Source organism: Murinocardiopsis flavida, assembly GCF_003014485.1.
Lineage (GTDB): Bacteria > Actinomycetota > Actinomycetes > Streptosporangiales > Streptosporangiaceae > Murinocardiopsis > Murinocardiopsis flavida.
This window is the reverse complement of the sequence record NZ_PYGA01000015.1, coordinates 188,922-208,283: the sequence shown is the minus strand read 5'-3', so window position 1 is coordinate 208,283 and position 19,362 is coordinate 188,922. Positions and strand designations below refer to the sequence as shown.

At 68.9% G+C, this 19,362-nt stretch carries 15 protein-coding genes, 1 tRNA gene and 1 pseudogene; 8 read left to right on the top strand and 9 right to left on the bottom strand.

Going from position 1 to position 19,362, the window contains the following annotated elements; genetic code table 11:
• Positions 1 to 778 precede the first annotated feature (778 nt).
• The 4 genes and pseudogenes from CLV63_RS35290 to CLV63_RS20900 all read left to right on the top strand — a co-directional run.
• Positions 779 to 925: pseudogene (locus tag CLV63_RS35290) on the top strand (DUF4236 domain-containing protein); the annotation flags it as partial.
• A 66-nt stretch (positions 926 to 991) separates the two neighbouring features.
• The gene (locus CLV63_RS20910) at positions 992 to 1,825 is read left to right on the top strand and encodes a hypothetical protein (protein WP_245928953.1); all 834 of its coding nucleotides are present in this window, start codon (positions 992 to 994) and stop codon (positions 1,823 to 1,825) included.
• Positions 1,791 to 2,705: a replication-relaxation family protein gene (locus CLV63_RS20905; RefSeq protein ID WP_106584845.1), complete on the top strand. Its 915-nt coding sequence runs from the start codon at positions 1,791 to 1,793 to the stop codon at positions 2,703 to 2,705. Before CLV63_RS20910 ends, CLV63_RS20905 begins: the two co-directional genes overlap by 35 nt.
• 41 nt (positions 2,706 to 2,746) lie before the next feature.
• Positions 2,747 to 2,995, top strand: a complete 249-nt coding sequence (locus CLV63_RS20900; protein WP_245928951.1) for a helix-turn-helix domain-containing protein — start codon at positions 2,747 to 2,749, stop codon at positions 2,993 to 2,995.
• Between the two features lie 170 nt (positions 2,996 to 3,165).
• On the opposite strand, the gene CLV63_RS20895 is transcribed toward CLV63_RS20900, so the two are convergent.
• The 9 genes from CLV63_RS20895 to dnaA all read right to left on the bottom strand — a co-directional run bounded on the left by CLV63_RS20895 (position 3,166) and on the right by dnaA (position 16,387).
• Positions 3,166 to 3,239 (bottom strand) — tRNA-Ile (locus CLV63_RS20895).
• A 182-nt stretch (positions 3,240 to 3,421) separates the two neighbouring features.
• Positions 3,422 to 3,850: a DUF3566 domain-containing protein gene (locus tag CLV63_RS34105; RefSeq protein WP_211301397.1), complete on the bottom strand. Its 429-nt coding sequence runs from the start codon at positions 3,848 to 3,850 to the stop codon at positions 3,422 to 3,424.
• Positions 3,851 to 4,596: 746 nt separating this feature from the next.
• Positions 4,597 to 7,287 carry a DNA gyrase subunit A gene (gene gyrA / locus CLV63_RS20885; RefSeq protein WP_106584842.1) on the bottom strand — a complete coding sequence of 897 codons (2,691 nt, stop codon included), beginning with the start codon at positions 7,285 to 7,287 and terminating at the stop codon, positions 4,597 to 4,599.
• A gap of 64 nt (positions 7,288 to 7,351) precedes the next feature.
• Positions 7,352 to 9,289: a DNA topoisomerase (ATP-hydrolyzing) subunit B gene (gene gyrB / locus CLV63_RS20880; RefSeq protein ID WP_106584841.1), complete on the bottom strand. Its 1,938-nt coding sequence runs from the start codon at positions 9,287 to 9,289 to the stop codon at positions 7,352 to 7,354.
• Between the two features lie 411 nt (positions 9,290 to 9,700).
• Entirely contained in the window at positions 9,701 to 10,129 is a 429-nt protein-coding gene (locus tag CLV63_RS20875) for a DUF721 domain-containing protein (RefSeq protein ID WP_106584875.1), read from the bottom strand.
• Between the two features lie 103 nt (positions 10,130 to 10,232).
• The gene (gene recF, locus CLV63_RS20870) at positions 10,233 to 11,366 is read right to left on the bottom strand and encodes a DNA replication/repair protein RecF (protein WP_106584840.1); all 1,134 of its coding nucleotides are present in this window, start codon (positions 11,364 to 11,366) and stop codon (positions 10,233 to 10,235) included.
• A 56-nt stretch (positions 11,367 to 11,422) separates the two neighbouring features.
• Positions 11,423 to 12,322: a phosphogluconate dehydrogenase (NAD(+)-dependent, decarboxylating) gene (gnd, locus tag CLV63_RS20865; RefSeq protein ID WP_106584839.1), complete on the bottom strand. Its 900-nt coding sequence runs from the start codon at positions 12,320 to 12,322 to the stop codon at positions 11,423 to 11,425.
• Between the two features lie 98 nt (positions 12,323 to 12,420).
• Complete coding sequence (dnaN, locus tag CLV63_RS20860) at positions 12,421 to 13,560, bottom strand: DNA polymerase III subunit beta (protein WP_106584838.1); 1,140 nt, start codon at positions 13,558 to 13,560, stop codon at positions 12,421 to 12,423.
• 688 nt (positions 13,561 to 14,248) lie between these two features.
• A complete protein-coding gene (gene dnaA / locus CLV63_RS20855; protein WP_106584837.1) occupies positions 14,249 to 16,387 on the bottom strand; it encodes a chromosomal replication initiator protein DnaA in 2,139 nt (712 codons plus the stop codon).
• Between the two features lie 882 nt (positions 16,388 to 17,269).
• On the opposite strand from dnaA, the gene rpmH reads away from it, so the two are divergent.
• The 4 genes from rpmH (at position 17,270) to yidC (ending at position 19,284) form a co-directional block, all read left to right on the top strand.
• Positions 17,270 to 17,413, top strand: coding sequence for a 50S ribosomal protein L34 (gene rpmH, locus CLV63_RS20850; protein WP_106584836.1), 144 nt, complete (start codon positions 17,270 to 17,272; stop codon positions 17,411 to 17,413).
• A gap of 102 nt (positions 17,414 to 17,515) precedes the next feature.
• Positions 17,516 to 17,947 (top strand): ribonuclease P protein component, encoded by a 432-nt coding sequence (gene rnpA / locus CLV63_RS20845; protein ID WP_106584835.1) that lies wholly within the window; start codon positions 17,516 to 17,518, stop codon positions 17,945 to 17,947.
• On the top strand, positions 17,948 to 18,331 hold the full coding sequence (gene yidD / locus CLV63_RS20840; protein ID WP_106584834.1) for a membrane protein insertion efficiency factor YidD: 384 nt from the start codon (positions 17,948 to 17,950) through the stop codon (positions 18,329 to 18,331).
• Complete coding sequence (yidC, locus tag CLV63_RS20835) at positions 18,292 to 19,284, top strand: membrane protein insertase YidC (RefSeq protein ID WP_106584833.1); 993 nt, start codon at positions 18,292 to 18,294, stop codon at positions 19,282 to 19,284. The genes yidD and yidC overlap by 40 nt, the downstream gene beginning before the upstream one ends.
• The last annotated feature ends 78 nt before the right edge of the window (positions 19,285 to 19,362 follow it).

Here is a 19,362-nt window from a genome sequence, read left to right as displayed (position 1 = left end):
ACCACCCCCCGGATCATGGGTGACAGGGGGCACAAAGTCATGCCGGGCCCGGAGGCCGGGAGCCCCATTGCGGGACTGCTCCAGAAGGTAATGGGGCGATGCCGAGTGCGGCGACGTTGGGCGGTCAGGGCGCCGGCCACTCTCGCGCACTCCGGCGCGAACCACCGGCGGCTGCGCGCTGTGAGCCCATCCAGGGGCGGCCCGGTTGTCTCACTTGTCTCGCCGCTCCTGCACCGAAGCCCTGGGAACGCGGAATCCGAGGTTTATCTCACCCGAAAATCGGACACCGTGGATTCAAATTGGGCGAAATTGATGATACAAACGACGCTTGTCTCACGGCGTTGTCTCATTACCCACAGTGCGAGACTGGTCGCCGGTTCAAGAGTGCGACTACGGCGCGCCATTCTGCGTCCACGATGACGAGCAGGTCGCCTTGCTCAGCCAGACCATTGTCGCATGGTGACCTTGCGACAGGTAGCGCGACCTTGCAGTGCTCAGCACAGTCTTGGGGAGTGATGCTGCGGGCAGAAGAAGTCTCGGAGGCATAGCAACAGCCGCACGTCGTGACTCCTAGTTCCAGTTAGAATACCAAACGTGTCCCGAGTGCTTCGAGATGGTCTCGCACCAGGAGCTGCACGTTTGAAGGATTGCAGGTTTTCTTCAACATGTCAGAAAATTTTGTAAGATCATAACTACTGAGCAGGCACGGTTAGGCCGAACTACCCTTCCATTCAGTGACAACTTGCGTCATGATGAGCATTCCTGGAGGGGGACGTCCATGGGGTTCTATCTCCGCAGAAGCGTGAAAGCCGGGCCGTTCAGATTCAACTTGAGCAAATCGGGCCTTGGAGTCAGCTCCGGGTTTCCCGGGTTCCGAGTTGGCACTGGCCCACGCGGAAACTACGTGACCATCGGCAGGAACGGCGTCTACTACCGAGCGACATCGCCAGGTTCCACAGCTCGGATTTCCCCTCCACCGACGATGCCCTCGTTGGCGGACGAACCTAGCGAGATCGTCATGGAGGACGTTACGGGAGTGTCATCGATGGCACTCATGCCGACCGGAGGCGGCGACGTCGTCGAGCAGCTCAATGTCGCGGCCACGCGAATCAGCTTGGGGTGGCCTGCAACGATTGCGGCCTTCGTCATCGGCTTGTTGATCATGCCGTTCGGGCTGATCCTCTGGGCACTCGCCGCCCCGCTCTGTTGGTGGCTCTTCCTCCGTGATCAGGCACGCCGAACGGTCGTTCTCTTCTACGATGTCAGCGATGCGCCCGCAGCGTGGTTCGACCACCTTGTCACAAACTGGAACTGGCTCATTCAGTCACAAATGACTTGGCGAATCCTGCAATCAGGAAAAGTGCAAACTACTTACCAGCACAAAACCAACGCTGGGGCCTACAACCTCGTCAATCGCGTGTTGGCTTCCGCAGGAACAACCGGACCAAGACACCTATCGACGAACGTAGCCGTTCCGTCCATTGCAGCCGGAAAGACAAGCCTTTATTTTCTTCCTGACCGCATACTTGTCCGAGACGACAAGCACTACAGCGATATCAGTTATGAGAATCTCGTAGCCCGGGGGTCAAAGAACCAATTCATTGAAACCACAGGCCCCCCTCCACATGATTCCGTTCAAGTTGGCCAGACATGGAAATATGTGAACGTTAAGGGTGGCCCTGACCGCCGTTACTCCAACAACCCAGTACTTCCGGTCATGCTCTACGGGACAATCGAAATCACTAGCCCACAGGGCCTCACGTGGTTAATCCAGACATCTCGCGCCGAAAGTGCAGAGGCTATTTCCCGCGCACTGGTACGTTAGCCATAGAGAACGGTTTCTGTACCAGCCCAGAAATCGTCGGCTTAGGAGGACCCGGATCCTCAACCGGCTGCGCGGCCAGGGGCTGGTGGAGAGGATCCACCGCCCGGGAGGAGGCTCCTCCGCGTGGTTCACCACCGACACCGGAGCCCAACTGGTGGAGGGCCGCGGCGGCGTCACCGCGCGCCGCTACCGGATGACACCGGTGCGGGCCGCCGGACCACTGCGGGACCACACCCTCGCCACGGTCGAGGCCGGCCTGGCGTTCCTGGAGCACGCCCGCCGACGCGGCGACCGCCTCCACCCGCTGGGGTGGACGCCCGAGGTCGCGCACCGCCACCGCGACGGCAGCCGGGGCGCGTTCTCCTCCCGGCACGTCATCAGCGACGCGGTCATGTCCTACGTCCTGCGCACCGAGGCGGCGGAGTACCCGCTGTGGTGCTTCCTGGAGGTCGACCGCGCCACCATGCCCGTGCACCGCGTGGCCGCCAAGATCAGGGCCTACGAGCGCTACCGGGACTACGTGCCCCAACTGCGCGGGCGCGCACCGCGCACGATCGGCGAACTGGAGGCCCACGCGTGGAAGCAGCGCTACGGCCCGGTCTTCCCCGCCCTGCTGATCGTCCTCGACGGCGCCGGAGAGCGGCTTCTGCGCACCCGGATGCGCGACCTGGCGGCCGCGGTCCGGCGCACGGAACCCTCCTACAGCCAGCGGTGGAAGCTGCGGATCGGGGTCACCCTGCTGCCGTGGCTGAAGGACGCGGGACCGGCCGCCGGCGTCTTCCTGCCCCTGCATTCCAACGACGACGCACTGGTGGACCTGCGGCTGGCCTCGGATGGAATCTCCGCCTCCGAGGTCCGGACGCTGGAGAGGCCGCGATGAACGCTCCGCAGGACGCATACCCTCGCCGAGAGGAGCAGTCGGTGCCGGCGCCCCTGACCATCCCGGAGCTGTACGCCCTGCCCGCCGCCGTCGACCTGATGACCGCGGCGCGGGCCCTGAAGATGGGCCGCACGACGGCCTACGAACTCGCCAAGCGCGGAGAGTTCCCCTGCGGGCTCCTGCGCTACGGCGACACCTACCGGGTTCCGGCCGCGGAGATCCTCCGCCCGCTGAACGTGCCCGTCCCCGAGCACCAGAGAGAGTCACCGAGAGTGAGGGACTACCCGTGACGACCGCCACCGCGGACCCGCGCGAAGGCGTCCGCCCGACACCACCAGGCACCGCCTCAGTCCGCCGTCCGACGGGAGATGCCGCACCGTCCGCACGGACAAACGACGGACAAATGATCAAGAGCCCGGCTCTCAGGAGAGAAAACCAGGCTCTGAAGTGGGAAAACGTGTGGGCGTACCAGGACTTGAACCTGGGGCCTCATCCTTATCAGGGATGCGCTCTAACCGACTGAGCTATACGCCCTTGTTCAGGTGGGACTCTATCGCATCCGAATCGTCGCGGCGAACGGGTTCGGGGTGGGTGCGACTGGGGAGAACGGCGTGGATCCGTGCTGTTCTCGCCGCCTATTCTAGCGTGCCCCCGGACGTGATCGGACCCCCGCTGCGGGTGGCGGCGGGGGTCCGTGGCTGGTGGCGGGGGAGGGGTTACTCGGTCTCGCTCAGGGTGACGTCGATGCCGCCCACCAGGTCGGCCGCGAGGTTGTAGAGCATCGCGCCGACCGTCGCCAGTGCGGTGATCAGGACGATGTTCATGGCGCCGATCAGGCCGGTGTAGCCGAGCACCTTCGCCGGGGAGAACCAACTCTCGGGGTTCAGCGCGAGTTCGTCGCCTTCGCCGCCGTCGGTGAGGGAGCTGACCAGGTCGGTCACCGCGTCGAAGACGCCGAGGCCCGACAGGACCGCGTAGATGACGGCGATCGCCACGAACAGGATGATGAAGCACACGAGGGAGATGACGAAGCTGAACTTCATCACCGACCACGGCTCCACCCTGCTCACGGTGAGGTGCGCCTTCCGGGAATCCTTCACCGGTTTCGAGGGCCCGCTGGGCGGCGCTGCCGCCGGCGCGGTCATGGGGCGACCGCCGGACGAGGATGCCTGGGCGCCGCCTCGCGACGGGGGGACGCTGCCACTGTAGGGGCCGCCTTCTGCTCGCGCCGGGCCGGCAGCGGCCTCGGCGGATTCGGTTGCGCCGCGCTCGGTCTTCGCCCCGCTGCCGGAACCGCTGAGACCGCCTCCAGAGCCACCGGAGCCGCCCGTGCCACTGGCGGCCGCGCTCGGCCCCGAGGACGCGCCGGAGGACCCGCCTGAAGCCCCCGAGGACCCGCCGGACGGACTCGGACTCGAAGCGCCGCTCGACGCTCCCGAAGCCCCGCCGGAGGAAGCGGAGAGCCCGCCGGACGAGCCCGAAGCCCCGCCGGAGGAACCCGACGTCCCGGCGGACGGCTCCGAGGACTCACCGGACGAGCCCGCGGGGTCGCCGGACGCCTCGGAGGATCCGTTGGACGGCCCTTGGGGGGCGTCCTCGGTGCTGTCGTCGTCCGTGCCGTGCTGGTCCGTGTCGACCGACTCCACGGCAGCAGAATCCCGCTGCGCATTCTCAGACTTAGCCACGTTACCGCCGGACTTTCGTTGCAGACGCTTGTACGGTCCCGGGGGTCTGCGGGACCGGTGCGGACTCCACAGGACGATGGTCGTTCACGACCAGTGATCACTCTATTGAGAGCGGCCGGACTGCCGCCAGCAAGCGCGCGGGGGGCCACCGGATGGGGCCGCCCCGCGCTCGGCATCTCGTGCCCGCTCGGGGTCGCAGCAGGAGGCTACCCGTCATTGCCGGGTTCGGCATCACCGGTGGCGCCGGGGGACCCCCCGGTGTCCGCGCCCTCGGCGGACTCCGCCGGCGCAGCGTCGTCCGCCGCGTCGTCCGTCACCGCCTCGGCGCCGGCCGGTGCGGGCCCGGCCCCCGGGGTCGCCGCGGCCGCCGCGCCGTCGCCGTCCTCGTCGACGACCTCGGCCTCGTCGGCTTCGGCGTTGCGGGCGATGGCGACGATCTGGTTCTTGTCGCCGAGGTTCATCAGCCGCACGCCCATGGTCGCCCGCCCCGACTGCTTGATCTGCCCGCAGTGGGTGCGGATGACGCCGCCGAGGGACGTGATGGCGAACACCTCGTCGTCCTCGGGCGACACCATCAGCGCGCCGACGAGCCTGCCGCGCGTCTCGACGATCTTCGCGGTCAGGACGCCCTTGCCGCCCCGGTTCTGCACCGGGTACTGGTCGGACGGGGTGCGCTTGGCGTAGCCGCCCTCGGTGGCGACGAACACGTCGGCCGGGCCGTCGCCCTCGCGGATGACGTCCATGCTGAGCAGGAAGTCGCCGTCGAGGAACCGCATGCCGATGACACCGCTGGTGGCGCGGCCCATGGGCCGCAGCGATTCGTCGGCGGCGCTGAACCGGATGGCCTGGGCGTTGCTGCTGATGAGCAGCAGGTCGTCGGTCGGGAACACCAGCCGGGCGGCGATGAGCTCGTCGTCGTCGCGCAGGTTGATGGCGATGATCCCGGCGGCCCGCGAGGAGTCGAAGTCGCTCAGCCGCGACTTCTTCACCAGCCCCTGCTTGGTGGCGAGCACCAGGTACGGCGCGGCGTTGTAGTCGCGCAGGTACATGACCTGGGCGATCTGCTCGTCGGGTTGGAACGCCAGCAGGTTCGCCACGTGCTGCCCGCGTGCGTCGCGCGCCGCCTCGGGCAGCTCGTACGCCTTGGTGCGGTACACCCGGCCCTGGTTGGTGAAGAACAGGATCCAGTTGTGCGTGGTGGTCACGAAGAAGTGCTGGACGATGTCGTCCTGCTTCAGCTGGGCCCCGCGCACCCCCTTGCCGCCGCGCTTCTGCGCCCGGTAGCTGTCGAGCCGGGTGCGCTTCGCGTAGCCGCCGCGGGTGATGGTGACGACGACGTCCTCTTCGGCGATGAAGTCCTCCATACGCATGTCACCCTCGAACGGGATGATGTGCGTACGGCGGTCGTCGCCGTACTTCGCGACGATCTCGGCCAGCTCGGTGCGGACGATCTCGCGCTGCCGCTCCGGCCGGGCCAGGATGTCGTTGTAGTCGTTGATCATCGTCATGAGCTCGTCGTACTCGGACGTGAGCTGGCGGCGCTCCAGCGCGGCGAGCTTGCGGAGCTGCATGTCGAGGATCGCGCGCGCCTGGATGTCGTCGATCTCCAGGAGCTCCATGAGCCCGGCCTTCGCCTCGTCGGCCGAGGCGCTGGCGCGGATCAGCGCGATCACGGCGTCGATCTCGTCGATGGCCTTGAGCAGCGCGCGCAGGATGTGGGCGCGCTCCTCGGCCTTGCGCAGCAGGTACTGCGTGCGCCGGACGATGACCTCGATCTGGTGGGTGACCCACAGCCGGATGAACTGGTCGAGCCGCAGGGTGCGCGGCACCCCGTCGACCAGGGCGAGCATGTTCGCGCCGAAGGTGTCCTGGAGCTGGGTGTGCTTGTACAGGTTGTTCAGCACGACCTTGGCCACGGCGTCGCGCTTGAGCACGATGACGAGCCGCCGGCCGGTGCGCCCGCTGCTTTCGTCGCGGACGTCGGCGATGCCGGTGATCTTGCCGTCCTTGACGAGGTCGGCGATCTTCAGCGCGAGGTTGTCGGGATTGACCTGGTAGGGCAGCTCGGTGACGACGAGGCACTGGCGGCCCCGACTGTCCTCCTCGACCTCGACCACGGCGCGCATGGTGATGGAGCCGCGGCCGGTGCGGTAGGCGTCCTCGATGCCGCGGCGGCCCACGATCAGGCCGTTGGTCGGGAAGTCGGGGCCCTTGATGCGTTCGATGAGGGCTTCGAGCAGCTCCTCGTCGGGGACCTCGGGGTTTTCCAGGAACCAGTTGACGCCGTCGGCGACCTCACGCAGGTTGTGCGGCGGGATGGACGTCGCCATGCCCACCGCGATGCCTGCGGAGCCGTTCACCAGCAGATTCGGGAACCGCGCCGGCAGCACGACGGGCTCGGCGGAGCGGCCGTCGTAGTTGGGCCGGAAGTCGACGGTCTCCTTGTCGATGTCGCGCAGCATCTCCATGGCCAGCGGCGCGAGCTTGCACTCGGTGTAGCGCATGGCCGCCGCGGGGTCGTTGCCCGGCGACCCGAAGTTGCCGTTGCCGTCGACCAGCGGCATCCGCATGGCCCAGGTCTGCGCGAGGCGCACCAGGGTGTCGTAGATGGCGGAGTCGCCGTGCGGGTGGTAATTGCCCATGACGTCGCCGACGACGCGGGCGCACTTGAAGTAGCCGCGGTCGGGCCGGTAGCCGCCGTCGTACATCGCGTACAGGACGCGCTGGTGGACGGGCTTGAGGCCGTCGCGGACGTCGGGCAGGGCCCGGCCGACGATGACGGACATCGCGTAGTCGAGGTAGCTGCGCTGCATCTCGACCTGGATGTCGACCGGTTCGACGCGGGCCTGCGGGGTGTTGTCTTCCTCGGGGGCTTCCGGGATGTTCGCATCCGCCACTGAAGGTCGATCCTTTTCGCTTGGTTCGTTCGCTGCCGCGCTGAGCCCCCGCGGGGGCCCGTTGTCAGATGTCGAGGAAGCGGACGTCGCGGGCGTTGCGCTGGATGAAGTTGCGCCGGGCTTCGACGTCCTCGCCCATGAGCACGCTGAACATCTCGTCGGCCTGGGCGGCGTCGTCGAGGGAGATCTGCGCCAGCATGCGGTTGTCGGGGTTCATGGTGGTCTCCCACAGCTCCGGCGCGTTCATCTCGCCGAGGCCCTTGAACCGCTGGACGCCGTCGCGGGGGCGGGGGTCGCGCTTGCCGGCGGCCATGCCGCGCTCGATGGCTTCGTCGCGCTCGCGGTCGGAGAACACGTAGTCGACGTCGTTGCCGCGCTGGTCCCACTTGATCTTGTACAGCGGGGGCTGGGCCAGATAGACGTAGCCGGCCTCGACCAGCGGCTTCATGAACCGGAACAGCAGGGTCAGGAGCAGCGTGCGGATGTGCTGGCCGTCGACGTCGGCGTCGGCCATCAAGATGATCTTGTGGTACCGGAGCCGCTCGATGTCGAAGTCGTCGTGCACGCCCGTGCCGAGGGCCGTGATGATGGCCTGAACCTCGTTGTTCTGGAGGATCCGGTCGATGCGCGCCTTCTCGACGTTCAGGATCTTGCCGCGGATGGGCAGGATGGCCTGGTACTGGGGGTCGCGCCCGCCCTTGGCCGAACCGCCGGCGGAGTCGCCCTCGACGATGTAGACCTCGCACTTCTCGGGCTCGGTCGACTGGCAGTCGGACAGCTTGCCGGGGAGTGAGGTGGACTCCAGCAGGGTCTTGCGCCGGGTGAGGTCGCGGGCCTGGCGGGCCGCCATGCGGGCGCGCGCCGCCTGGTTGGCCTTGGTGATGATCTCCTTGGCCTCGCCCGGGTTGCGGTCGAACCAGTCGCGCAGGTGCTCGTTGCAGACCCGCTGCACGAAGGACTTCGCCTCGGTGTTGCCGAGCTTCGCCTTCGTCTGCCCCTCGAACTGGGGGTCGGTGAGCTTCACCGAGATGATGGCCGTGAGGCCCTCGCGGACGTCGTCGCCGGTGAGGTTGTCGTCCTTGTCGCGCAGCAGCTTCTGGTCGCGCGCGTAGCGGTTGACGATGGAGGTCAGCGCCGAGCGGAAGCCCTCCTCGTGGGTGCCGCCCTCGGCGGTGTTGATCGTGTTGGCGAAGGTGTGCACCGACGAGGTGTAGGAGTGGTTCCACTGCATCGCGACCTCGACCGCGATGCCGTCGCCCTCCTCCTCGAAGTCGATGACGGTGTCGTGCGCGGCGTCCTTCGTGGCGTTGATGTAGCGGACGAAGTCCGACAGGCCGCCTTCGTAGTGGTAGGTCTTGACGACCGGGTCGTCCTCGATGTACTCGGGGCGTTCGTCGCGCAGGGTGATGGACAGCCCCTTGTTGAGGAACGCCATCTCCTGCATGCGCCGCGCGAGGGTCTCGAACGAGTAGGTGGTGGTCTCGAAGATGGTGCCGTCGGCCCAGAACGTGATGTCGGTGCCGGTTTCGTCGGTGGCCTCGCCCTTGGCGAGGGGGGCGACGGGCTGGGTCAGCTCGTAGCGCTGCCGCCAGACGTGGCCGTCGGTGCGGATCTCGACGTCGAGCCGGGTGGAGAGCGCGTTGACGACCGCGGCGCCCACACCGTGCAGCCCGCCGGACACCGCGTAGGACTGGCTGTCGAACTTGCCGCCGGCGTGCAGCGTGGTCAGGACCAGTTCGACCGCGGGACGCTGCTCGACCGGGTGGATCCCGACGGGGATGCCGCGGCCGTTGTCGGTGACGCGCACGCCGCCGTCGGCCAGCAGCACGACCTCGATCGCGTCGGCGTACCCGGCGAGGGCTTCGTCGACGGAGTTGTCGACGATTTCGGTGACGAGGTGGTGGAGGCCGCGCTCGCCTGTGGAGCCGATGTACATGCCGGGCCGCATGCGGACCGCTTCAAGCCCTTCAAGGACCGTGATTGATTCAGCGTCGTAGGCCAAGTGTGCACACCCTCCAGCAAGGGACGCTTTACCCGCCGCGGCGCGTTGAAGGAGGTCACGCGGCCATTCCGGGCGGCATCCGAATCGTCGGACATCCCGCCGGGGATCGCGTGATCGCCCCTTGTCCCGCGCCCCGCGCTTGGAGCGGGTTTAACCGGCGGAAGCGTCCATAGAACCTCCTCAATGATACCGCGCGTAGAGGCTGAAGATGCCATCAACGGCGCTGTGGTACACGAGGACGAACGAACAGAGCGGGAGCCGAATCCCTACACGCGGATGGGGGGATCCGCAATCCCCCGCGCCGTTCAGTGCCCGCAACGGGCCTGTGAAGCGAATGTGCGCCTGGTGCGGGTGAGTGAGCAGGGGGATCCAGAGGGTTCCTGTCCGGTTCCGGACGGCGGCCCGCGCGGATCAGCGCACCTTCCACCGCCCCTTGCTCTGCCCCCGGGCCGGCCCCTGCACCTTGATGCTGTGCACCGTGCCGTGCCCCAGCTCCTCGTTGAGGCGCCGCAGCAGTTCGCGCTTCATCGTGCGCGCCTGCGTGGCCATGGTGGCGGAATCGGCGGCGACGACCAGCTCGCCCTCCTCGTAGGAGACCGGCTGGAGGTGCTGGGCGTTGAAGTCGCCGACGATCTCGTTCCACCGGCCGAACACCCCGCCGATGGCGACCTGCTCCTGCCAGCCGTGCTCGGCCAGCCAGGAGCGGACGGCGTCGCCGAACAGCTGCGGCTCGCGGCGCGACCGCAGCGGCCCGCGGCGCACCCGCCGCGGCTGCGCGCCCGGTTGGCCGCCGCGCTCCTTGGCCGCCGCGCGCGCCTGCGCCAGCGCCTGGCGCGCCATCTCGATGCCCGAGGCGGGGGGGTCCTGCCCGGCCGGGCCGTCCGGGGCGGGACCGCCGTCGGCCGGTCCGGGCCCGCCTGCGCCGCCCGCGCCGCCTGCGCCGCTAGACACGGGCGACCTCGCCTTCGTGGACGTGGAACCGGGTCCCCTGGAGCTCCTCGGGGATGTCGCCCGGCACCGCGGCGCTCACCAGGACCTGCTCCGCGGTGCGCACGTGCTCGGCGAGCCTGCGGCGGCGCTCGGAGTCGAGTTCGGCGAAGACGTCGTCGAGGATCAGCACGGGATCGTCGCCGTCGGCGCGCAGCAGCTCGAACCCCGCGAGCCGCAGGGACAGCGCGAACGACCAGGACTCGCCCTGGCTCGCGTAGCCCTTGGCCGGCAGGTCGTCCAGGTGCAGCCGGAGGTCGTCGCGGTGCGGGCCGACCAGGCTCACGCCGCGCTGGAGTTCGCGGGTCCGGGACTCCGCCATGGTCTCGCGCAGGGCGGCGGCGAGGCCCGGGCGGTCGGTCGGGAGGGGGGAGTCCTCGGGGACCGCGGTGCTGCGGTAGTGGAGGGTCGGCGGCCCGCCCGAGGTGGTGAGCTCACCGTAGGACTTGGCGACGAGCGGCTGGAGTTCGGCCACCAGCCCGAGCCGGGCGGCGAGCAGCTCCGCACCGGCCTCGGCCAGGTGCTCGTTCCAGACCTCCAGTGTGGAGAGGTCGGGTTCGCTGCGCTGCTTGAAATACCGCGCGGAGGCCGACTTCAGCAGGGCGTTGCGCTGCTTGAGGACCCGCTCGTAATCGGCGCGGACCCCCGCGAGCCGGGGGGTACGGGCGACCAGCAGGTCGTCCAGGAACCGCCGCCGCTCGCCGGGGTCGCCCTTGACCAGGGCGAGGTCCTCGGGCGCGAAGAGCACGGTGCGGAGCAGGCCGAGGATCTCGCGCGGACGGGTCGCCGGGGCGCGGTTCAGCCGGGCCCGGTTCGCCCGGCCGGGGTTGATCTCCAACTCGATGACCGCGCGGCGGTCGTCCTTGACGACCGCCGCGCGGATGATGGCGCGCTCGGCCCCTTTGCGGACCAGCGGCGCATCGGTGCCCACACGGTGGCTGCCGAGTGTGGCGACATAGCCGATGGCCTCGACGAGGTTGGTCTTGCCCTGGCCGTTGGGGCCGACGAACGTGCTGATGCCGGGGGCGAGTTCCAGCTGCGCCGACTCATAGGAGCGGTAGTCGGCCAGTTGCAGATGGGAGACGTACATCTGGCCTCCTTTGCCGATGCGTGCGGACCTGCCGGTTTCACGTGAAACCGGGCGGTCTACTCGGGGACGGCGGGATCGCCCTCGGCCTTGGTGACCGCGTGGCCGCCGAACTGGTTGCGCAACGCGGCGACGACCTTCATCGCGGGGCTGTCGTCCTGCCGCGACGCGAACCGCGCGAACAGGGCCGCGGTGATGGCGGGCGCGGGGACCGCGTGGTCGATGGCGGCCTGGACGGTCCACCGGCCCTCGCCGGAGTCCTGGGCGTACCCGCGCAGCCCGGCGAGCTCGGGGTCGTCCCGCAACGCGTTCACCAGCAGGTCGAGCAGCCAGGAGCGGACGACGGTGCCCTCGCGCCAGCTGTCGAAGGTGCCCGGGACGTCGTCGACGATGTCGGACGCCGCCATGATCTCGTAGCCCTCGGCGAACGCCTGCATCATGCCGTACTCGATGCCGTTGTGGACCATCTTCACGAAGTGCCCGGCGCCGACCGACCCGGCGTGGACGAACCCGCCGCCTTCGTCGGGCGTGAGGGCGTCGAAGACCGGCCGCGCCCGCTCGACGTCCTCGGCGGCGCCGCCCACCATGATCCCGTAGCCGTTCTGGCGGCCCCACACACCGCCGCTCACGCCGGCGTCGATGTAGTGGACACCCCGCTCGGCGAGCTCCTCGGCATGCGCGCGGTCGTCGACGTAGTGCGAGTTGCCGCCGTCGACCACGATGTCGCCGGGGGACAGCAGCGAGCCGAGCTCCCGGACGGTCTCGGCCGTGGGCCCGCCGGCGGGCACCATGACCCACACGAGTCGCGGCGCGGCCAGGCGATCGACGAGGTCGGCGATGCTGCCGACGTCGCGCACCGCGGGATCGCGGTCGAACCCGACGACCTCGTGCCCCTTCTCCCGCAGGCGGGCCGCCATGTTGCCGCCCATCTTGCCCAGCCCGATCAGCCCAAGCTGCATACCCGTATCCCCCCAGCGACCTGTGGACATGTGGACGAACTGCTATGTCGACACCGACGCACGAGCCTACCGGCCGGGCAACGCCGCACCAAGAAGGCCTAGCCGGAAAGGCGGACCGGCATGATGAGGTACCGGTAGCCGACGGTGGCGCCTTCCTCGGCCGGCTTGCCCGTGATGATGGCCGGCTTGGTCGAGGTCGTGAACTGGAGCCGGGCGATGTCGGAGTCGATGGCGGAGAGGCCGTCGACCAGGAACCCGGAGTTGAACGCGATCTCGATGTCGTCGCCCTCGAAGTTCGCCTCGAGCACCTCGACGGCCTGCGCTTCGTCGCCGGTGCCCGCTTCGAGGACGAGTTGGCCCTCGCTGAAGGCCAGCCGGAGCGGGGTGTTGCGCTCGGCGACCAGCGAGACCCGCTTGACGGCCTCGATGATCTCGGACTTCTGCACCTCGGCGACGGCGTTGAAGGAGTCGGGCAGCAGGGCGCGGTACTTCGGGAAGTCGCCGTCGAGGAGCCGCGAGGTGGTCCGGCGGCCGCCGCCCTCGAACCCGATCATGCCCTCGCCGCCCTCGGCCGCGGCCAGCGCGACGCTGATCTCGGCACCCGAGGTGAGCGACTTGGCGGTGTCGGCGAGGGTCTTGGCGGGGATGAGCGCCACAGCGGACAGCTCGGGGTTCTCCGGCGACCAGGTCAGCTCGCGCACCGCCAGCCGGTAGCGGTCGGTGGACGCGAGGGTGACGGTGTCGCCCTCGATCTCGACCCGCACACCGGTGAGCATGGGCAGGGTGTCGTCGCGGCCTGCGGCGACCGCCACCTGGCTCACCGCAGCGGCGAAGACGTCGCTGCCGATGGACCCGGTGGTGCCGGGCATGTCGGGCAGCGTGGGGTAGTCCTCCACAGGCAGGGTCAGCAGGGTGAACTTCGCGCTGCCGCAGGACACCACGACCTTGGCGCCGTCGGTGCTGATCTCTACAGTCTGTGGAGGGAGGTTGCGGGTGATCTCGGCGAGGAGGCGGCCGGAGACCAGTGTGGTGCCCGGCTCTTCGACGTCGATGTCGACGGAGACCTGCGCGGACACCTCGTAGTCGAAGCTGGAGAGCTTCAGGCGCGCCCTGCCGTCGACCTCACCGGCGTCGAGCAGCATGCCCGCGAGAACGGGCACCGACGGCCTGGTGGGCAGGGTGCGGGCCGTCCAGGCGACGGCGTCGGCGAGTACGTCGCGTTCGACCCGGAACTTCACGATCCGAACTCTCCTTCTTCGACAAGAGCTGTGCGCCCCCGCTGAGCTGCGCGGCAGTGGCCGCCGCCCGCGGCAGGGCCGGTGACGAGCGGAGACCGGTCGTCGTTGTGCACACCCTGGGGACGTGTCGGGGGGCGGGTTCACACCGTACCCGGATTCGGTGCGGTCCGCTGCACGACGCGACAGTGGACCGGTCTCGTTTCGGGGTCGTCGCCGAGTGCTCTGTTCGCCGCTGCGCCGAAGGCGTCGGAGGGGGCCGAACCGCGAAGAGGCGGGTTGTCCACAGAATCGGGCCGACCCTGGTTTTCACGCCTCAATTGCTCTCTAGGTGGCGTAGTAGTAATAGGTCCTGTGGATACTGTGGATAACCACTGTTCGTGCAGTTCATCCCGTGAATTTTTGTCCACCGACCCTGTGGGCGACGGGTGTGGAGAACCGGCGGTGCTGTGGACGCGGAAATGCCGTCCACACCCCGATGCGAGTTTTTCCACCGGTTATCCACGGGTTATCCACCGGTTTCCCACAGGACCGGCGGCCCCCGCCGATGCGGGCCGCGCGGCAATGCACAGGACGTCCACAGCTTTCCCACAGGATCAGGCCGGTTATCCGCAGGGTTATCCACCGGTTTTCCACAGAAATGCCGCCCGTCCTGGGGAGAACCCGGACGCATCGGGCGGCGGCGCCGCCTTCAGATGGTCGACGACTGCTGCTTGATGCGGTTCGTCAACTCGGTCACCTGGTTGTAGATCGAGCGGCGCTCCGCCATGAGCGACCGGATCTTGCGGTCGGCGTGCATGACCGTCGTGTGGTCGCGCCCGCCGAACTGCTGGCCGATCTTGGGCAGGGAGAGCTCCGTGAGCTCGCGGCACAGGTACATGGCGATCTGCCGGGCGGTCACCAGGACCCGCGAACGGGACGTGCCGCACAGGTCGTCGGTACTCAGCCCGAAGTAGGACGCGGTCTGCGCCATGATCGCCGACGCGGTGATCTCGGGGCCCTCGTCGCTGGGCACCAGGTCCTTCAGCACGATCCCGGTCAGGTGCAGGTCGACCGACTGGCGGTTCAGGCTGGCGAACGCGGTCACCCGGATCAGCGCGCCTTCGAGTTCCCGGATGTTCGTGGAGATCTTGCTGGCGATGAACTCCAGGACCTCGGGCGGCGCCGCCAGCCGCTCCTGGGCGGCCTTCTTGCGCAGGATCGCGATCCGGGTCTCCAGCTCCGGCGGCTGGACGTCGGTGATGAGCCCCCACTCGAAGCGGTTGCGCAACCGGTCCTCCAGCGTCATCAGCTGCTTGGGCGGCCGGTCGCTGGAGATGACGATCTGCTTGTTGGAGTTGTGGAGCGTGTTGAACGTGTGGAAGAACTCCTCCTGCGTCTGCTCCTTGTTCTCCAGGAACTGGATGTCGTCCACCAGCAGCACGTCGATGTCGCGGTAGCGCCGGCGGAAGCCGTCGGCCTTGCCGTCGCGGATCGAGTTGATGAACTCGTTCGTGAACTCCTCGGAGCTGACGTACCTGACCCGCGACCCCTCGTACAGGCGCTGCGAGTAGTGCCCGATGGCGTGCAGCAGGTGGGTCTTGCCCAGCCCCGAACCGCCGTAGATGAACAGCGGGTTGTACGCCTTGGCCGGCGCCTCGGCGACGGCGACGGCCGCCGCGTGCGCGAACCGGTTGCTGGACCCGATGACGAAGGTGTCGAAGGTGTACTTCGGGTTCAGCCGGGCCGGTTCGGCCGAGGTGTGCGGCTGGTTCCCGCCGGAGGTGTCGGGCCGGACCGGCGCCGGCGGCGGGACGGGGCCGGGGAACGTGTCGCCCGGACCCTCGGGGCCCTGCGGGCCGGGCGCGTCGTCCTGCCGGTCGACGGGCCGGGCGTCCCAGCGCGGGGTCTCCCAGCGGTTGGGGGCGTCCCAGTGCCGCTGCTGCTCCCATTGCCGGGGGTCGTGCGGTGTGGCCGGGCCGGCCGCGCGGGGGTCGTGCGGCTCGGGCGGGCGGCCGCCCTCGGGCTGTGCGCCGGGGCCGGGAGGGCCGGAGTACGGGGCGTACCCGGCGCCGCCGTTGTCGGGGCCGTGCTGGTGGGCGGGGGGCTCGGCGGGTGCGAGCAGGTCGTCGCCGCGTCCGTGCTCGGGGCCCCCGTGGCGCTGCGGATAGCCGTGCTGGGGCTGCCCGGCGTACCCGTGGTCGTACTGCGGCTGGTCGTACTGCGGCGGCTGGTGGTCGCCGCGATCGGCGGCGCCGGGCCCCGCCATGCCGCGCGCCCGCGGGTCGCGCCCGCCGAAGTCACCGGGGGAGGGGTGGCCGAACTGGCCGTCGGGCAGGGTCTCGGCGTACGCCGGGGCACCGGGCAGGTCCTCGGCGCCGCTGGCGGGCTGGCGCCACTGCTCCTCGGGACGGTGCCCGCCGAGGTCGGGGCGGGGGTCCCAGTGCTGCGGGGCGGGGGCGGGGTGCTGCCGCGGGGCGGGGTCGGGGGCCTGCGGGGGGCGCGCCGGCTGCTGCTCGTACTGCTCGTACTGCGGCGGCTGGGCCGCGGGCGGCGCGGGCATGCTGGGCGGCGGCGCCTGGACGGAGGTCGGGTCGACGGTGACGACGGCCACCTGGATGTCGCGTCCGAGTTCGCCGGAGAGGGCCTTGCTGATGGCGGGGCGCAGGCGGGTGTCGAGGATGTCCTTGACGAACTGGTTGGGCGCCGCCAGCACCACGGTGTTCTCGACCAGGCCGAGCGGCCGGGTCTGCGGCAGCCAGGCGCGCTGCTGGGGCGGCAGCGCGCTGTTGTCGAGGCTGTCGAGGACGCTCATCCACACCATTGCCAGGTTGACGTTCGCCTCAGACACGGTGACCTGCCATGATCCGTCCCCTTTCGGCGGTTCGCCGCTGTGCCTTCCGGTGTGCCGGGCCCGCGCCGCCGGCCGTCGGCCGCGGCCGCGCGCACGACCTCCCCATTCTCCAGGGTCGGCCCGGTACCCGGCGCGGTGCGCCGCGCACCGGCCCGCGGGGCGCGTCGGCGCGCGGGCGCCCGGCCGCCTGTGGGTAACCACCCGGAAGGTGTGGAGATGCTGTGTACAACGTGCTGTGCGGGCATGCGGTCGGGCGGATGCCGGTTACCTCCGTGCTTCCACAGGTTTCGGGGGTCGTCCACAGGTTGTGCACCGGGTTGTACACAGCTTCTCAGATCCGGGCGTGCTCGCACGACTTATCCACAAGCGGCAGGTGAGACGGGTTGTTCACAGCCTGTGGACACGTGCTCGCACGCCTCGGACCGCGGTGCTTGGGGATAAGTCGGCCGCGCGTGCAATCCACAGCCTAGGCCGCGCCCCACTGGGCGCACAGTCTGTGGATAAGCTGTTCTCCACAGGTGTGCACAACACCGCCCCGCGGCCCTGCCGGGTACCGCGCGACCGCCCGTTTCGGCGGTGTTCCCCCAGGTCCACCGCTGCGGCGGACGTGCGCCGATTTGACCGGTACCGGCGATGCCCGTATGTTCTTTATGCTTGAGTCGATATCCGTCTGTGCACGCTGACGGCGCCCGAACCCGCATCCGGCCGCACGGCCGACCGGCTCGGAACCCGCGCACAGCGTCAACCCCGGCGCGACCTCTCGGCTTCACCGCGCTGCGATCTCCGGTCCGACCGCGCAGCACCGTGTCGAGCACGAACACCGGGCCCCGCTCCAGCGGGGCCAGCCGTAGAAGTCCCTGAACGCCCTGGAGCCCAGCAGTGAGCAAGCGTACGTACCAGCCGAACAACCGGCGTCGCGCCAAGACCCACGGTTTCCGGTTGCGCATGCGCACCCGCGCCGGGCGCGCGATCATCGCGGCGCGCCGGAGCAAGGGGCGCACGCGGCTGACCGTCAGCCAGTAGCCTTTCGAGTCGCCTCGCGATCTATTGTCACGACGGACCGGCCTGCCCGTTTCGGCAGCCGGTCCGATTCTTGTGTGCCAGGACGTTCCAGGACGGTCCCCGATGTTGCCCCGTGAGAACCGCATGCGCAGCGGAGCCGAGTTCTCGCACGTCATGCGCGCGGGGCGCCGCGCCGGCCGCGAATCGCTGGCCGTGAGCCACGTGCCCGGCCCGGACGGCACCGCCGCCGGCTCCGCCGCCCCGCCGAGGGTCGGGTTCATCGTGAGCAAGGCGGTGGGGGGCGCCGTGGTCCGCAAGCGGGTCCAGCGGCGGCTGCGCCATCTGATGCGCGATCGGACCTCTCTCCTGGCGCCGGGTAGCCTGCTGGTAGTACGAGCGAAGCCATCAGCGGCCACCCAGGCATCCGACCTGCTGGGTGCGCAGTTGGACGGGGCACTGCGGTCCGTCCTGCGCCCGAACGCGACACGCCGTCGCAAGGGGCGCGACGACCACGCCCCGCGAACCGCGCACGCCGGCACCGACTTGGCGAAGTAGATGACCGACGACAGACCCAATTTCGCGGCGCGGGTCCTCATCGTGCCCATCCGGGGATACCAGCGGTTCATCAGCCCAATGTTCCCCCCCGTCTGTCGTTTCTACCCCTCGTGCAGCGCCTACGCCGTTGAGGCGCTCCGCGTCCACGGCGCGCTGCGGGGCCTGTGGCTGAGCGTGCGGAGAATCTCCCGGTGCCATCCGTTCACCGCAGGGGGGCTCGACCCGGTGCCACCGCGTCGTGGGAATACCGCCACCGATCCGACCGACCCGAGGCCGGGGGCGACGGCGACGTCGTACCCGGCCAATCGGGCCTGTAGCTGGACTGAAGTAGAGGGAGTTGGCCGGTGCTGGACTGGCTTTACAACATTGTCGGCTGGGTGCTGATCCAGATCCACTCGGGCCTGACGGCTATCGGCATCGATCCCGACAGCGGGTGGGCGTGGGGCCTGTCCATTGTGCTGCTCACCGTGCTCATGCGGATCATCATGATGCCGCTGTTCGTGAAGCAGATGCACACGCAGCGCAAGATGCAGGACATCCAGCCGCAACTGACGAAGATGCGCGAGCGCTACAAGAACGACAAGCAGCGCCAGCAGCAGGAGCAGATGAAGCTGTTCAAGGAGACGGGCACCAACCCGCTCATGGGCTGTCTTCCGCTGCTCCTCCAGATGCCGGTGTTCTTCGCACTGTTCAGCGTCCTCCGCAGCGTCGCGCAGGGGCAGGCGCAGTACGGCTTCACCCAGGAGCTGGTCGAGAGCGCGCGCGGCGCGCTGGTCTTCCACGCACCGATCGCGGCCCAGTTCATGAGTTCCGAGGCGGAGCTTGAGAAGTACGGTGCCGACCCCATCATGGCGAAGGTCGTCATCGTCATCGCCTGCATCATCATGGGCGGGACCACGTTCCTCACCATGCGCCAGAGCATGCAGCGCAACGCCGCGCAGATGGCGGCGATGCCCGACAACCCCATGGCGCAGACCCAGAAGATCATGATGTACATGGCGCCCGCGTTCGGCCTCTTCGGTCTCGGGATGCCCATCGGCGTGTTGATCTACTGGGTCAGCAACAACACCTGGACCATGGGGCAGCAGCACTTCCTGTACAAGAAGCACCCCACGCCCTCGGCCGACGACGACGCGAAGACCGGCGGGTCGACCAAGTCCGGCGGGTCGGCGAACGGATCGGCCAACGGCGCTGCCAACGGTTCGGCGAAGGGCTTGTTCGGCAAGCGCAAGGAGACGCCGTCGGAGCCGGTCGAACAGCCTAAGATCGAGCGTAAGCAGCCGAAGAAGCAGTCGCGCTCAAAGCGCGGCGGTGGTGGTTCGCAGAATCGGCGATAGCAGGGTTCTGACCGGGTTCGAGGCCGAACGGCAACGCACCCGATCGAGTAAACACCGTTCACGTGAGTGCCGGTCGTT